Annotated in this window: 9 protein-coding genes; 3 read left to right on the top strand and 6 right to left on the bottom strand. The window is 65.1% G+C overall.

All coding sequences use genetic code 11. From position 1 onward, the window contains the following. Positions 1–14 precede the first annotated feature (14 nt). The 3 genes from dcp (at position 15) to B0E50_RS05265 (ending at position 5,429) form a co-directional block, all read left to right on the top strand. Positions 15–2,225, top strand: a complete 2,211-nt coding sequence (dcp, locus tag B0E50_RS05275; RefSeq protein WP_077440141.1) for a peptidyl-dipeptidase Dcp — start codon at positions 15–17, stop codon at positions 2,223–2,225. 146 nt (positions 2,226–2,371) lie between these two features. Further along, positions 2,372–4,207, top strand: coding sequence for a monovalent cation:proton antiporter-2 (CPA2) family protein (locus B0E50_RS05270; protein WP_077440285.1), 1,836 nt, complete (start codon positions 2,372–2,374; stop codon positions 4,205–4,207). Positions 4,208–4,295: 88 nt separating this feature from the next. Continuing rightward, positions 4,296–5,429 (top strand): glycosyltransferase family 9 protein, encoded by a 1,134-nt coding sequence (locus B0E50_RS05265; RefSeq protein ID WP_077440140.1) that lies wholly within the window; start codon positions 4,296–4,298, stop codon positions 5,427–5,429. Here the strand turns inward: B0E50_RS05265 and B0E50_RS05260 are convergent. The 6 genes from B0E50_RS05260 to B0E50_RS05235 form a co-directional block, all read right to left on the bottom strand. Next, on the bottom strand, positions 5,405–8,857 hold the full coding sequence (locus B0E50_RS05260; protein WP_077440139.1) for an ankyrin repeat domain-containing protein: 3,453 nt from the start codon (positions 8,855–8,857) through the stop codon (positions 5,405–5,407). The genes B0E50_RS05265 and B0E50_RS05260 overlap by 25 nt on opposite strands. A gap of 71 nt (positions 8,858–8,928) precedes the next feature. Continuing rightward, positions 8,929–9,222 (bottom strand): YcgL domain-containing protein, encoded by a 294-nt coding sequence (locus B0E50_RS05255; RefSeq protein WP_077440138.1) that lies wholly within the window; start codon positions 9,220–9,222, stop codon positions 8,929–8,931. 84 nt (positions 9,223–9,306) lie between these two features. After that, positions 9,307–10,722 carry a coniferyl aldehyde dehydrogenase gene (locus tag B0E50_RS05250; protein ID WP_077440137.1) on the bottom strand — a complete coding sequence of 472 codons (1,416 nt, stop codon included), beginning with the start codon at positions 10,720–10,722 and terminating at the stop codon, positions 9,307–9,309. A gap of 90 nt (positions 10,723–10,812) precedes the next feature. Beyond that, complete coding sequence (locus tag B0E50_RS05245; RefSeq protein WP_077440136.1) at positions 10,813–13,326, bottom strand: TonB-dependent receptor; 2,514 nt, start codon at positions 13,324–13,326, stop codon at positions 10,813–10,815. A 62-nt stretch (positions 13,327–13,388) separates the two neighbouring features. Then, positions 13,389–14,546: an SO2930 family diheme c-type cytochrome gene (locus tag B0E50_RS05240; RefSeq protein ID WP_077440135.1), complete on the bottom strand. Its 1,158-nt coding sequence runs from the start codon at positions 14,544–14,546 to the stop codon at positions 13,389–13,391. Between the two features lie 17 nt (positions 14,547–14,563). Then, positions 14,564–15,799: a parallel beta-helix domain-containing protein gene (locus B0E50_RS05235; RefSeq protein ID WP_077440134.1), complete on the bottom strand. Its 1,236-nt coding sequence runs from the start codon at positions 15,797–15,799 to the stop codon at positions 14,564–14,566. Between the last annotated feature and the right edge of the window lie 42 nt (positions 15,800–15,841).

Genomic DNA, 15,841 nt, shown 5'->3' with positions numbered 1-15,841 from the left:
CTTGGGGAAGCCAGATGCTCCGTCTCCGCTCGATTGTGATTGCCACCACGATGGCCCTCGCGGCCTGTTCGCAGCAGCCGAATGATGCCGCCAAGTCCCCCGCACCGGCCGCCTCGGCGGCTCCCGCCAGCAGCGCCGCACCGGTCGCCACCGCCATGACCAGCAACCCGTTCTTCGCCGCCAGCACGCTGCCGTACCAGGCGCCGCCGTTCGACAAGATCCATGATGCCGACTACCAGCCGGCGATCGAGGAGGGCATGAAGCAGCAGCTGGCCGAGATCGAGAAGATCGCGGACAACCCGGATGCGCCGACCTTCGAGAACACCTACGTGGCGATGGAGAAATCCGGCGCCATGCTGAATCGCGTGCTGGCCGTGTTCGGTGGCGTCACCGGCGCCAATACCGACGATGCCTTGCAGAAGGTGCAGGAAAATGTGGCGCCCGAGCTGGCTGCCCATCAGGATGCGATCTACCTCAACAGCAAGCTGTTCCAGCGTGTCGAGGCGGTCTACAACCAGCGCGACACGCTCAAGCTCGATCCGGAATCGGCGCGTCTGGTCGAGGTGGTCTACAAGGGTTTCGTGCACGCCGGCGCCAAGCTGTCCGATGCCGACAAGGCCAAGCTGAAGGATCTCAACAAGGAAGAATCCACGCTCAGCACGTCGTTCACCAACAAGTTGCTGGCCGCCACCAAGGATGCCGCCGTGGTGGTCGACGACAAGGCCAAGCTGGCCGGTCTGTCCGATGCCGAGATCGCTGCCGCCGAGCAGGCTGCCAAGGATCGCAAGCTGGACGGCAAGTACGTGCTGACCTTGCAGAACACCACCCAGCAGCCCGAACTGCAGGACCTGGGCGACCGCGATACCCGCAAGGCGCTGTTCGAGGCTTCGTGGAACCGCGCCGAGAAGGGCGACGCCAACGACACCCGCAAGATCATCGAGCGCCTTGCGCAGATCCGTGCCGAGCAGGCCAAGTTGATCGGCTTCCCGAACTATGCGGCATGGAAGCTGGACGACCAGATGGCGAAGACACCGGAAACGGCGATGTCCTTCATGGACAAGCTGGCGCCGGCCGCGGTGGCTCGCGCGACCAAGGAAGCCGCCGACATCCAGGCGCAGATCGACAAGGACCAGGCCGCGCTCAAGCAGCCCAGCTTCAAGCTGGAGCCATGGGACTGGAGCTACTACGCCGAGCAGGTGCGCAAGGCCAAGTACGATCTGGATGAAAGCCAGATCAAGCCGTATTTCGAGCTCGACAACGTGCTGCAGAACGGCGTGTTCTACGCCGCCAACCAGCTGTACGGGCTGACCTTCAAGGAACGCCATGACATTCCGGTGTACCAGCCGGACGTGCGCGTGTTCGAGGTGTTCGACAAGGACGGCAAGTCGATTGCGCTGTTCTACTGCGACTACTTCAAGCGCGACAACAAGAATGGCGGCGCCTGGATGGACAATTTCGTCGGCCAGTCCAAGCTGCTCGGCACCAAGCCGGTGATCTACAACGTGGCCAACTTCAGCAAGCCGGCCGCGGGTCAGCCGGCACTGCTGTCGTTCGACGACGTGGTCACCATGTTCCACGAGTTCGGCCATGGTTTGCACGGCATCTTTGCCGACGAGCAGTATCCGACCCTGTCCGGCACCGCCACGGCACGCGACTTCGTCGAGTTCCCGTCGCAGTTCAACGAGCATTGGGCGACCGACCCGAAGGTGTTCGCGAATTACGCGAAGAACTACAAGACCAATGAGCCGATGCCGCAGGCGCTGGTCGACAAGATGAAGAAGGCCGGCAAGTTCAACAGTGGCTATGCCATGACCGAGCTGACCGCGGCGGCCCTGCTCGACATGAACTGGCACATGCTCGGCGCCGATGCGCCACTGCAGGATGCCGACCAGTTCGAGACGGCCGCGCTGAAGAAGGACAAGATCGACCTCAGCTACGTGCCGCCGCGCTACCGTTCCAGCTACTTCCAGCACATCTGGGGCAACGGCTACGCCGCCGGCTACTACGCCTACCTGTGGACACAGATGCTGGCGGACGATGCCTTCATCGGCTTCAAGGATCACGGTGGCCTGACCCGCGAGAACGGCGACCGTTTCCGCGCGATGATCCTGTCGCGCGGCAATACGGTGGAGCTGGCGAAGCTGTACAAGGACTGGCGTGGCCAGGATCCGAGCATCGAGCCGATGCTGGAGAATCGCGGCCTCAAGGACGCCCCGGCGAAGTAAGCGGCACAACCGGCAGCCCGGCTGCCACACTGCAAACAGGCCCGCCATGTGCGGGCCTGTTTCTTTTTGGGTGCCGTGCACGATATCGCCGCACGAAGGGTGGCTGCGTGGAATAATCGGGCCTCTACGACATGAATGGCGCACGCGTGGACAGCTCTCATTTCCTGCAGACCGCGGTGGTGTTCCTGCTCGCCACGGTGATCGCGGTGCCGCTGACCAAGCGCTTCCGGCTGGGCTCGGTGCTGGGCTATCTGCTGGCTGGCGTGGTGATCGGCCCGCAGCTGCTCGGCCTGGTCAGCGATACCGAGGGGGTCGCCGCGATCTCCGAGTTTGGCGTGGTGCTGATGCTGTTCGTGATCGGTCTGGAGCTGTCGCCGCAGCGGCTGTGGGTGATGCGTCGCTCGGTGTTCGGCACCGGCCTGCTGCAGGTGCTGAGCTGCAGCCTGGCGATCGGCGCGGCGGCGTACTACCTGTTCGGACTTTCCGGCAGCGCGGCGGCCATCATCGGCGGCAGCCTGGCGTTGTCGTCCACCGCGTTCGGCTTGCAGATCCTCGGCGAGCGCAAGGAGGCCGGCTCGGCCTATGGGCGCCAGGCCTTCGCGATTCTGCTGTTCCAGGATCTGGCGGCGATCCCGCTGATTGCCGCGGTGCCGTTGCTGGCCAGTTCGTCGTCGGCGCAAGGCATCGATCTGCTGGCGATGTTGCGCACGATCGTGGTGATTGCGCTGGTGATGGTCGGCGGCCGTTATCTGCTGCGCCAGGTGTTCCGCTTCGTGGCGCGTGCCGACTCGGTGGAAGTGTCCACCGCCACCGCCTTGCTGGTGGTGATGGGCACCGCGCTGCTGATGGAACTGGCGCATGTCTCGACCACCCTCGGCGCGTTCCTCGCCGGCGTGCTGCTGGCCGATTCGGAATACCGGCACGAACTCGAATCGCATATCGAGCCGTTCAAGGGCCTGCTGCTGGGGCTGTTCTTCATCAGCGTCGGCATGTCGATGGATCTGTCGTTGCTGCTGCATCAACCGCTGCTGGTGCTGGAGCTGGTGATCGCACTGATGCTGCTGAAAGGCGTGCTGCTGTGGCCGCTGGGACGGTGGCTCGGCGAACTCGAGCGGACCGATGCGCTGCGGCTGGCGGTGCTGCTGGCTTGCGGCGGTGAATTCGCTTTCGTGGTGCTGAAGCTGGCCACCGGGCAGCAGCTGCTAAGTGCGCGACAAAACGGATTGCTGGTGCTGGCGATCACCTTGTCGATGGCCTTGACGCCGCTGCTGGTGGCGCTGGTGGCGAAGCTGCTGGGCGGCAAGTCGAAGAAGCCGACACGGGCGTACGACATCATCGACACCCATGCGCCGCGGGTGATCATCGCCGGCTACGGCCGCATGGGGCAGATCGTAGCCCGCGTGCTGCGTGCGCAGGGCATCCCGTTCGTGGCGCTGGATCATTCGGTGGAGCAGCTCGATCTGGTCCAGCGCTTCGGCAACGTCACTGACATCTTCTATGGCGACCCGGCGCGCCCCGAGCTGCTGCGTGCCGCGCAGGCGGACAAGGCGGAAGTGTTCGTGCTGGCCAGCGACGACCCCGAATCGAGCCTGCGCGTGGCACGGGTGGTGCGCCGGCAATATCCGCACCTGAAGATCATCGCGCGCGCGCGCAACCGCCAGCACGTGTGGCGGTTGATGGATCTGGGCATCGACGAGCCGGTGCGCGAGACGCTGTATTCCAGCCTCAAGCTGACCCGCAAGGCGCTGGAGGCATTGGGTCTGGCGCCGGAGCAGGCCGCCGATCAGGTGGAACGCTTCCGTCGCCAGGATGCAGAGCTGATCAAGCTGCAGTACGCGGTCTACGATGACGAGGCCAAGCTGGTGCAGACCACACGGGAGGCCCTGGCCGATCTGGAGAAGCTGTTCGAGGCCGACGCCGAACCTTCCGCTGCCCGGATCCGCCAGCGCGATGTCGATGTGCCGCTGGCAGGTTCGGATTGATCGTGGCGGTCCATCGCGAGCGGTGAAATTGGCGGGGACCGCTGTACGCTGCGTCAACCGCCTGCAATTTCCGGCGTTGGTTGGAGTCATGCCCACGAATCAGCCTCCCGCGCCGACCGGCCCCGTCGTCATCCGCTTCGGCCGGCTTGGCGACACGGTCCTGCTGCAACCCTTGTTGCACAAGCTGCACCAGCGCTATGGCCGACCCTGCCAGCTGCTCGCCCTGGGCGATTGGTCGCCGGCACTCTATTCGGCGCAACCGGAGGTGGCAGGCTGCATTCCACTGAACTCGCAAGCCGGGCCGATCTGGATGCGCCCGCAGCGCTTGCGCGCCGCGATGGCCTTGCGACGACTGCGCGGATCACCGTTCTACATCAGCGAGCCGGTGGAGCGCACACGCACCAAGATCCGCCCGATGCTGGCACTGGCCGGCGTGCCGGCAGAGCATTGCAGTTTCATCGAAGACATTCCGCTGATCGAACACGAGCACTGGGTGGATCTGCTGCTGCGCTTCGGTGACACCACCCCGGCGGCGTTTCGCACAACTTGCGGGGCGCTGACATCTCCAGTCGCTGCTGCACCGCAGCTGCAGGTCAGCGTGGCGGAGCGCACCGACCGCGACACGTGGCTGCACGCGCAAGGCATGAACGGTCGCACGCTGATTCTGCTGCAACCAGCCAACAAGCGCACCATGCGCTGGAATGGCGTGCGAGCCACCGAGGATGACGACAAGTCGTGGCCGGCCGAGCACTGGGCCGCGCTGGCGCGCACCATCAGCCAGCGTCTGCCACAGGCGCAGGTGCTGTTTTGCGGCTCGCCGGCCGAGGCCGGCTACCTTGATTTTCTGATGTCGGTGGTGGATGCAGCATCACCCAGGATCGAGGCCGCGATTCTCCCGCTGGGGCGCCTCAAGGCGTTGCTGGAGATTGCCCACAGCATGGTCTCGGTGGATACCGGGCCAGGGCATCTGGCCGCCGCGATGGGATGTCCGCTGGTGGTGCTGATGGGTTCCCGCGAACCGCAGCTGTGGACACCGCGCAGCGGTTCGGGCAGCGACGTGATCGTGCTGGGTGGCTTGCCGGGGACCCGGCGCGTGGACGAGATCGATACGGCGCAGGTGGTGAACGCCTGGCGGACACTGCGCTGGCGCACCGCGGTGGCGGCGGTCGCCGAAAGCACTGCCGAGGCGAACGGTGTCTATTCGGCCGGTTGCGCGGGTTGACGCAGGGTCTGTCGCACGCTCGGGATCGCGCTGCTGCGCGCCGCCAGTTCGTGCGCAATGTCGACATAGCCCAGCTGGCGCGCCACGTCGGCGGCCGTGCGACCGAAGGCATCGGCGGCCGCGCGATCGGCGCCACGCGACAGCAGCACGCGTGCCGGTGGCAGCAGGGCATGCATGGCGCAGGCGTGCAACGCGGTGACGCCACGTTGGTCGGCGTGCTCGACCTTGGCCCCGGCTTCCAGCAACAGCGGTACCAGCGCACCGATGTGGGTGGCATCGCATTCGACACCGGGACGCAGTTGCGCACCGAGCAGCAGCAGCAGGGGGGTCTTGCCCTCGCTGTCCGCGCGGTTGATGTCGGCACCATGCTTCAGCAGGCTGTCGAACAGGCGCCGTGCACGCAGGCTGTCGCTGTGTTCGAAGCCGAACTGCGCGGCAGCATGCAATGCCGTCCGGCCAGCCGCGTCGACTGCATTGACGTCGCTGCCGGCATCGAGCAGCCGCTCGGCGATTTCCGGATAACCCATCGCCGCGGCCACCATCAAGGCGGTGGCATCGTTGGGCAGGCGCTGGTCGGCTATGACATGCTGTTCCAGCAGCAATTCGACGAGTCCCTCGCGCCGCGCGGCGACTGCCGCAGCCAACGGTGTCACGCCGCTTTTCGCGGCCAGTGCTGCATCGGCGCCGGCAGCAAGCAGGCAGGCGGCGATTTCGCGATGACCGGCACCACAGGCGCGCAGCAACGCCGAGGCGCCCTGTTCGTCGCGGGTGTCCACGGCGAAACCCAGCTCCAGCAGCCGTTGCACCGTGGCCAGTGCGCCAGCTGCCGCAGCGACGGGGAGATCGTCGGCGCGTAGCGGACGATTCGGTCGCGGCCAGTCGCGCCAGTCCAGCCAGCGTTCCACCGCCGGATGCTCCAGCGCCAGCCCCAGTGGCGTTTCACCGTTGGTGTCGGCCGCTTCGGGATTGGCGCCGTGGGCGATCAGCGTGCGCACCAGCGGCAGCGCCTGTGCACCATGTTCGAGCGCGGCAAACAGTGGCGTGCGGCCGTCGCGGTCGCGGGTGTTCGGATCGCAGCCGCGCGCCAGCAATGCCTGCAGCAGATCGAGCTGTGCATTGACCACAGCCAGATGCAACGGCGTGCGCTCGCGCGCATCCGGGCCGAACGGATCGGCGCCGCGTTCGAGCAGGTTCAGTGGCAGCGCGGCCGCCTGCGCGACACCGTTAAGGCGCGTCAGCGCCTGGGCCAGCAGGCCAGCACCGGCCGGCGTGGCACCGCTCTGCAACAGGTCATCCAGCGCTTCGGTCGAGTTCGGCAGCTGCTGCAGCAACGCGTCGAACAGGCGCCGGCCCAGGGGCGGTAGCGGGGGGGCTTCAGCGGTATCGGCATCATCGAGCCGAGGTGCTTCGAGACGTGCTTCGGCATCGAGACCGTGTTCGAGCAGCCAGCGGCGGCCGGCCGCGAGACCCGGTGTGGCCAGATCCAGATACAACTGAGCCAGCTGTGCCTGCGGCCATTCGCGCACGCGTTCGGCGAAACCCGACACGATCGCCCAGTGGCCGAAGCGCAGCGCGTCGAGCAGGTGCGCCGGGGTGTCCGCGCCTTCAGCCAGCAGATCCTGGCTGAGGCTGGTCGGCAACGGCGTGTCCGGATCGAGCAGCGCAACCAGGTCCCAGCGACCGGCCGCGGCGGCATGGTCGAGCGCACTGCGGCCATCGCTGCCGGGAGCCTTCGGTTCGGCGCCCAGCGCGAGCAGCGCGCGCACGGTTTCGCCCTGTGCGTGCGGCGACTGGCAGGCCAGGGTGAGTGCGTCGCGCCCGTGCTGGTCGCGCAGGCGTGCATCGGGCTGCGCCTCGGCCAGCAGTTGCACGATGCCGCCAGCGCCGGCCCTTGCCGCTTCCATCAACGCCGTGCTGCCATGCCGGTCGGTCAGATTGACGTCGGCACCCGCGGTGCACAGCACGCGGGCGATCTGCTCGTGGCCCTCAGAGGCGGCGCTCAACAGTGCATGACGATGACGCGCGTCCACGGCATTCACTGCGGCGCGGTGCTTGAGCAGCAGCTTGACGCCGGTGACATCGTCGTCGGCGATGCCGGCGGCGGCGACCAGAGCCGGCTCACCATCGGCCGGCGCCGGTTTGGCACCGTGTTCCAGCAGGAATTTCGCCAGCGGCCAGTTGGCAGCGCGGCAGGCGGTGGACAGCGGACTGATGCCGGCCTGGTTCAACGTGTTGATCGGTGCGGCGGCATCCAGCAGCATCGCTGCGACGCCCGGCTCGGCACTCAGAACGGCCCCATGCAGTGGCGTGTTGCCTTCGGCATCCGTAACGAGCGGACTGGCGCCATTGGCGAGCAGGGTCAGCACGGCTTCGGCGCGACCATGCCAGCTGTCGCGGGTGGCGGCCAGCAGCGGTGTGAGGCCACCGCTGGCGCGATTCACGTCGGCACCCTTGGCGATCAGCGCACGCAGCAGACGTGTATCCGGCAACAACGCGGCCAGCATCAACACCGGACGCTGGTCGCGATCTCCGGCAGCGGGCGCGGTGCCGGGATCGGCACCAGCCTCGACGAGTGCCAGCGCGCGTTCGATGTCACCGTCGCGGGTGGCAACCAGCAGAGCCTCGGCCTGTTCGGGCGTACCGGCAGTGCGCTCCTCCTCGCTCAACACGGGTCGCGGAGCACTCGCGGTCCCCCTCGCTGGCGTCGCGGCGTGGTCGCTGTGCCGGCGCGGATGCTGCCGTTCGCACAACAGTGCGCGCAGCGTGCGATTGGCAATGACCAGACAGCCCAACGGCAGCAGCGCGATGGCATACACCCCCAATGCAGCGATGCGTAACTCGGCCGGCAGCATGCCTACCAGGCCGGTCAGTGCGATCGCGCCGAAGGCCAGCACCAGCAAGGCCAGCGCGGCCGGCAGGAAATGGCTGAAAAACCTTTCCTCACGCGACAGATGACGGCCGAATGCGATGCTGCGCAAGGTCGCCGTGAAAATCCACGAGCCGTCACGCTGGCTCGGGTACGCGTCGTCCCACACGAACACCAGCCCGAACGCAGGCCACAGGCGCCACAGCGCCACCAGTGCCAGCACCAGTGCAGCAGCCAGCAAGAGTGCCGCACCGAGGCTGGGTGCCTGGCTGAGTTGCAGCATCGGCCAAGCGACCAGCACGAACACCAGGGCGGTGTAGGCAGTGAACATCACCAAATGTGCGGCGCCACGGCGCAGCACGGTGCGGCCGAAGCGCGGCTCCGGATCGAAGCCGATCGCATGGCAGATCGCGGCCATGGTCAGTGCGTTCGCCAGCAGCAGAGGAATCAGGGTCAGCGGATGGGTCGTCAATCCCGCTGCGACTCCGGCGATCAGCCCCGGGATGAACCACGCGAGAGCTTGCAAGAGAGGTGGGCGGCGACGCGATTTGGGCTGGGTCATGGCGACAGTATAGAAATCGTTGGATGTGCAGACGGTAACCAAGTGTTAACGCCATCGACATGATTACGCGATCACTCGTCCCGATCATTCCGCGGAGAGTGCTCGTAGGCGGGGTGGTTGGCCGAGGCCAGCGTTTCCTGCGGCGGCAACTGCAGATGCCAGCCCTGCGTGCGCAGATGCTCGATCACCTGGGTGACATCCTCGACCGGCAGCTTGCGTTGCTCGTCAAGCTGCACTTCCATCACGAAGCGCAGCTCGCCCAGCAAAAGCACCAGCGACTCGGGCAGTACATCGAATGCATCGCGCTGCACCAGCCACAGGTAACTGTCGTGCTTGCGCAGGCTGGCGTAGACAAAACATTGCATGGTGATACCTGTCGGAATGCGTGGCCGGGACAGCGCCCCGAAGCATCCGCGAGGGTAACAGGAGCGTGGTTCAGCCGCTCCGTTTCAGCCGCGTTTCAGCAACAGGCCCAGCATGCGCTTGAAGCGTGCACCGTACGGCGGGTTGAGCAGGCCGGCACCATTGAAGCGGGCCTGCCGGAACACCGGTTTCAGATGCGAGAACGTATGGAAGCCGGCCTCGCCGTGATAGCCGCCCATGCCGGAGGCACCGACGCCGCCGAACGGCAGGCCGTGCTGCGCGATATGAAACAGCGTGTCGTTGAGGCTGACGCCGCCGGCCACGGTGCGTGCCAGCACGCGGTCGATCAGTGCCTGATCCTGCTCGAACAGATACAGCGCCAGCGGATGCGGATGCGCGGCGACGTACGCGATAGCCTCGTCCAGGTTGTCGTACGGCACCAGGGGCAGCAATGGGCCGAAGATCTCTTCCTGCATCACGCTCATGGTGTCGTTGACACCGGTCAACAGCACCGGCGACAGCCGACGCGGTTGCGTGTTTCTTGCGGTCTCGTCACCCAGTGTTTCGGCATACGCGCCAGCAGCCACCGCGTCGTCACGCAACGCCGCAATGCGCTGATATTGGCGATCGGAGACGATGCTGGTGTATTGCTCGTTCTCACCCAGCTTGGGGTACAGCCGGCCAGCGGCAGTGCGAGCTGCTGCGACGAAATCGGCCACCTGCGAACGGGGCAGCAGCACGTAATCGGGCGCGATGCAGGTCTGCCCTGCATTGACCAGCTTGCCGAACAGGATGCGTTCGACTGCATGTTCGAAACGCGCGCCGGGCCCGATGATCGCTGGCGACTTGCCGCCCAGTTCGAGCGTCACCGGAGTCAGGTTGGCGGACGCTGCGCGCATCACATGGTGGCCGACCGCGGTGGAACCGGTGAACAGCAAGTGATCGAACGGTAGCGCGGAAAAGGCCTGCGCCATGGCTGCATCGCCAGTCACTACCGTCACTTCATCTGTCTGGAAATAGCGAGCCACCTGTTCGGCGAAAAGCGCCGAGAAGCGCGGCGTGAACTCGCTCATCTTCAACATCACGCGATTGCCGGCGACCAGCGCGTCGACCAGCGGGCCAACCGCCAGATACAGCGGGTAATTCCACGGCACGATGATGCCGATCACACCGAGTGGTTGCGGGCGAAGCTCGGTGCGTGCCGGCAGGAACGCCAGGCCGGCCAGTTTTCGCCGCGGTTTCATCCAGCGTCGGCCATGGCCGAGTGCGTGGCGGACCGCAGAGAGGCTGGGGAAGAGTTCCAGCAGATCGGTCTCCTCGCGCGGGCGGCAGCCGAAGTCGGCATTGATCGCCACCGCGAAAGCTTCTCGTCGTTCGAGCAGCATCTTCTCGAGCGTGCGCAGCCGCGCGACGCGCGCGTGCCAGTCAGGCATCGGCTCGGCGCGCTGGGCGGTGCGAAGGAGCTGCAGGCGCTGATTGAGGTCGGTTGCGGAATCGGTCATGGGGGTCACTTGTGTGAAGAGATGCAGCATGCGCCCATGCAGCGGAAATGTAAGTGAGAGCGAGCCGTACGGCTGCATCGGCAGCCGGCGTCAGAACTTCGCACGCAGTTCCACCCCCCACATGCGTGGTGGCGTGATGTTCGCGTAAGCCGAGCCCAGTGGCGCCGCGGTATTGTCGACGCCGGTGACGTAGCGCTTGTTGAGCAGGTTGCTGACAAAGATGCCGACACCCCACTGGTCGCCTGGTGCATTCCAGTCCAGCCGCATGTCTACGCTCTGCTGGGCAGTGCCGACGGGGAAGTTGGGGCTGACCTGGCAGGTGCCCTGAAACCCGGAACCGCTGTTGCAGCGGGTCTTGCCGCGAAAGCCGTAGGCGGCGTTGTAGACCAGGCTGCCGTTGAATACATCGGGCAGGGTATAGCTGAGGTTGGCGGCACCGGAGAAAAAGGGAGTGCCGGTGGGTTGGCCGGCCAGGTTTTTGCTGTCCGTAGAGATGTAATGCGTATAGGTCGAATCGATATAGGCGCCATTGAGGCCCAGCCGCAGTTTGTCAAACGGTATCCATTGCAGCTCGACTTCCAGTCCATGAGCGTGCTGGTCGCTGGTGGTGATCACGTATTCCGGAACGCCATTGGTACCTGCGGGTGCCGGCTGGAGCGACAGCCCCTGAAGGTTGTCGTAGGTGTAGTAGTACCCGGTCACATTGAACAACAGGTGCTGATCCGGGAATACGGTCTTGACGCCGCCTTCGTAGTTGGTCACGTGTTCCGGTGCGTAGGTTCCGCCGACCTGCTGGAAGTTGAAACCACCGGCCTGATAGCCCCTCGTCACGGAACCATAGGCCATCACGTCCGGGGTGAAGTGGTAGTCCAGCACCATGCGCGGGCTGACGTTGCGCCAGTTGTCGCGCCTTTGTGTCAGCACGCCGATCGGACCGGCGGTATCGGGGGTGAATATGAGGTTTTGCTCGAACTCGGGAAGGACAAGACCATCAAAAATGGGATTTCCCGATGGAGGCAGCGCGGCGAGGGTGGCATCGAGCTGGGGTGCATAGCGTGGCGGGATGAGCCAGCTATATTGTTTCTGATCGAGAGTGAAGCGCACGCCGGTGGTGAGGTTGAGCTTGTCGGTGAGGTGCCAGATCACGTCGCCATAGGTCGCGTACGAGGTGATGGTCTGGCCGTTGTCGACCTGTTCGGTCCACGGGTCGCCGAGCAGGGAGGTCAGCTGCGGCATGGTTGGAATGAGACTGTCGACCAATGGCCATCCCACCTGGCTGGCGAAATTGTTGAGGATCAGCGTGGTCACGGAGTTGGTGTTGACGCCGACCTGGCTGATTTGATGTGACTTCTCAAGGTAGAAGCTGGTGCCGGCGACCCAGTCGATGAGATCGGTGTTGCCGGACAGCTTGAACTCCTGGTACCAGCTGTTGCTGTGCTCGATGTTGGCTGTGTCGAGATAGGTGTTGTAGTTGTTCGTGCCGTCGTAATCGCCCAGGTTGAATGTGTCGAAGTTGCGCCATGCCGTGGTGGACGTGAAACCGCCCCAGCTGAAGGTGTGGTCCACGGTCAGGGTGGCGCCGTCGAAACGGCGCGTCTCGGCCCCGCCGACGGCGTCGTTGTACAGCGGCGAATGCAGCGGGTTGACATAGGTCGCCGGATCGGCGGGATATGGCGGTATCGTCATGCTGTTCAGTGGCGCCGGGAGCTGCGTATAGCTCGACAGCGGAACCAGCCCGAATGCGGGATGCGGCGCCTGCTTGAGTTGCTCATGATCCCAGGACAGCAACACGCGCGTGTCCGGCGTGATGTTCCAGCGATATACGGCGCGCGTGCCCCAGTCGTCGTTGCCGCCATAGTGCTTGCCGGTGGCCGCGTCCTTGACCCAGCCGTCGCTCTGGTTGTCCAGCACGCTCACGCGCAGCGCCATGTCCTGGTTCAGCGGAATGTTGACCAGTGCGTCGCCGTAGCGCTCTCCGTAATTGCCGTAGCGAAGGGTGGCGTTGGCCTCGAACTTGTCACTGGGTTCATTGGTAATGATCGAGATCGCGCCGCCAGCGGAATTGCGACCGAACAGCGTGCCTTGCGGACCTTTCAGCACCTCGATTCGCGCGATGTCGTTGAATGCCAGCAGTGCGCCACCGGTACGTGCGGCGTAGACGCCATCCACATAGACACCGACCGCGGATTCCGTGCCGGCGCCGAACCCGCTGCCACCGATACCGCGCAGCTCATACGAGGGCTGGGTCGGCTGGTCGGCACTGACCACCAGACCGGGCACGAAGATGTCCATCTTGCTGATGTCGGTGGCGGCCAGCGTCTGCACCTGCTTCGCGGTGATGATCTGCACCGGGATCGGTACCGACTGCACCTCCTGCGAGCGGCTCTGCGCCGTCACCGTCACGTTGCCAAGCAGCTTCGCTTCGGCGATCTTGGCCTTGCTGTCGGGCGCCTGATCGGGCGTGGCGGCCGTTCCGCTGGTGGCAGTGTCCTGCGGCGCAGGGTCGGCGGCGATGACCAGCGACGGGCCGCACAGAAGCAGCGTACTGGCGCCCAGCAGCAACCTGCGCAAGGCGATCGAAAGTGGACGTTGACGCATGCTCATGCCGTGCTCCCCATGCATGGTGTGGCCATGCCTCGCGGGCACGGCACTCTTGGTATTGGCTCTCAATGCAACGTCACGCAGCTCCCCGGCTGCGCGGCGATCCACGCCTTGATCAGTGCCACGCCTTCGCGGTGCACCGTACTACGGCCGATCTCCGGCATCATCGTGCCCGGTTCGGTGGACGACAGTCGATATGGAATGATCGAGTCGTCCGGTTTGCCCGGCACGATGTCGAACAGATGATCGCCGGTGCCCTGCCCAGCGGCGGTCGGCGGCTTGCAGATGCCGAGGTGGCGGTCTTCCGGCGTGTCGTAGGTCAGCGACAGCCCGGTGGTGTTGGCCGCACCGTGCGGGTTGTGGCAGTGGCCGCAGTTGATGTCGAGGTAGGCGCGTGCACGCGCATCCAGCGGCGCTTTCGGATCGGCCCAGTCCGCATCGCGTGGTGCGGCGGCCGCTGCGGGCGCGTCGCTGAGGTAGCCCACCTGCATCAGATGTTCAAGCTGGTTCTGCTCACTGTCAGCGTAGCGGTAGTCCTTGTTGATATGGCGTGCCTTCAGGCCGATCGGATGGATCTTGCGGTCGATCCAGTCCTGCGCGTGGCAGCTGGCACACTGGCTTTCGTCCGGCACCACGTAGTTGAAGTCTTCGCGCGCAGGTGTGCCGTCGCTGGGCATGGCATCGACCAGGGTCAATGGCAGCACTGCACCGGTGCGGGCGAGCGTGGCTTCGGTCTGTGCCTCGTTCCACACGTAGGGCATCGCCGCCCAGCCATCCTTGCGCCGCACTAGGATGCGTGTCTCGACCAGGTGCACGTGCGCCATGTCGAGACCCTGGCCGGCGAAGTCGCGCGAGTAATCGTAGGTGCGTGCGATATCGGTGAACTTGCCGTCGGCGGCTTTCGGGTAATAGAACGTCTTGCTGATCACCGTGCCGACCGGGAAGTCGAAGGTGTCGCTGGGGTTGTACTTCGCCGACGTGCCCTTCGGCATCCAGATCGTGCGCAGCTTGTGCGCGTAGTCGGTGAACAGCGGCGTGTTGAGGTCGTACGGCACCACACCATTGTTGAGCTCAAGCTTGCCGTCGCGCACCTCGACCACATGCCAGTCGCTCAGCTTCGGCGGCCGGCCATCGGCGTGGAAGGCCACCGGCGGCATCCCGCGCTGACATGCCGTCAACAGCAACAGGGCGAGCAGGGGTAGGGCATGTCTGATCCACTTCATCCGCACTGACGATACCCTCACACCTTTGGCTCCGGATTCAGCACCACCGGTGGCAACTTGGGCAGCGTGCACTGGTACGGCTTGATGTCGGTGCTCGGATTCTTGTAGTCGTGCGCACCGTCCGCATTCAGCACGCCGTTGACGTCCTGGATGCAGATACGGTCATCCGGCGGCGGCAGACCGTTCACCAGATCCTTCGGGTCGCTGTAGCCATCCCACAGCACGTCCGGGAAGCGGCCGGTGAGTCCATAGACTGCGGTCTTCAGGGTCTTCAGCTTGAGCCCGTCGGGCGAATCGCCGCCGCCGGTGAGGCGGTTGCCGTAGATATAGATGCCCTTCGGGTACGGGTTGTAGTCGGGGGCCACGCCGCGGGTGTTGTAGTAGTTGGTGGAAAAGTAGCTGGCGACGATCAGGTTCGCGGTCTGGTTGTCGGCGATGTCGTTGTCGAAGATCTCCACCTTGTCGTTGGAGTTCACCACCACGCCGGAGCCGGCCGGCACGCTCGCGACCGCCGCGCCCTTGGCGGCGAAGTTGCCGGTGTTGTTGGCGAACACCTTGTTCTTGAATACGCGCGAAGCATGTCCCGCCTGCGACAGGTTCGGCATGTTGAACACCAGGATGCCGCCGGTATTCTTCGTAGCGGTATTCTCGTAGACGTCGGCGTTGATCGAGTTCTCGATCTCGATGCCGGCCACGTTCTGCTCGGCGCGGTTGCGCCGCACGATGATGTTCTGCGACTGGCCGACGTAGATGCCAGCGTCGGAGGCGCCGATCACCACCGAGTCCTCGACCAGCACGTTCTGCGTCTTCACCGGGTACAGGCCGTAGGCGCCGTTGGTGGTCTGCGGGCCGGCGGTCCACTCGATGCGCACGCCGTGGATGGTGATGTTCTTGCCCTGGTTGATCTTCAGCGCGTCGCCCTTGGTGTCCTCGATCGCCAGGTTCTCGATGGTGAAATCGTTGGCGTTGACCAGCAGTCCTTCGGGGCCGACCAGCTGGCCCTTGAACGACAATACGGTCTTGTCCATGCCGGCGCCCTTGATGGTGACGCCATCGGTGCGCAGGCTGAGGCCGCGCTTGAGCGAATAATGGCCGGCGGGAATCTCGATCACGCTGCCGGGTTTGGCATCGAGCAACTGCTGTTGCAGCTTGCTCTCGAACGACGCATCGGTTTGGCTTTGCGGTGCCGGTTCGTGCTGGCCACAGGCAGCCAGCAGGATGGCGGCGGCAATCGGCATGCAGATCTTGCGCATGATGGAAGCTCCCCAGGCGCCGTGCGGCGCGGTATGGCCCAC

This window comes from Rhodanobacter sp. C01 (assembly GCF_002001045.1).
Taxonomy (GTDB): domain Bacteria; phylum Pseudomonadota; class Gammaproteobacteria; order Xanthomonadales; family Rhodanobacteraceae; genus Rhodanobacter.
The sequence above is the reverse complement of the archived record's forward strand: the minus strand, read 5'-3'. Positions and strand labels throughout refer to the sequence as shown.

Coding starts and splice junctions, on each gene's coding strand:
- dcp (WP_077440141.1), top strand. CDS start 15: ATGCTCCGTCTCCGCTCGATTGTGATTGCCACCACGATGGCCCTCGCG.
- B0E50_RS05265 (WP_077440140.1), top strand. CDS start 4,296: ATGCCCACGAATCAGCCTCCCGCGCCGACCGGCCCCGTCGTCATCCGC.
- B0E50_RS05260 (WP_077440139.1), bottom strand. CDS start 8,857: ATGACCCAGCCCAAATCGCGTCGCCGCCCACCTCTCTTGCAAGCTCTC.
- B0E50_RS05255 (WP_077440138.1), bottom strand. CDS start 9,222: ATGCAATGTTTTGTCTACGCCAGCCTGCGCAAGCACGACAGTTACCTG.
- B0E50_RS05250 (WP_077440137.1), bottom strand. CDS start 10,722: ATGACCGATTCCGCAACCGACCTCAATCAGCGCCTGCAGCTCCTTCGC.
- B0E50_RS05245 (WP_077440136.1), bottom strand. CDS start 13,326: ATGAGCATGCGTCAACGTCCACTTTCGATCGCCTTGCGCAGGTTGCTG.
- B0E50_RS05240 (WP_077440135.1), bottom strand. CDS start 14,546: ATGAAGTGGATCAGACATGCCCTACCCCTGCTCGCCCTGTTGCTGTTG.
- B0E50_RS05235 (WP_077440134.1), bottom strand. CDS start 15,799: ATGCGCAAGATCTGCATGCCGATTGCCGCCGCCATCCTGCTGGCTGCC.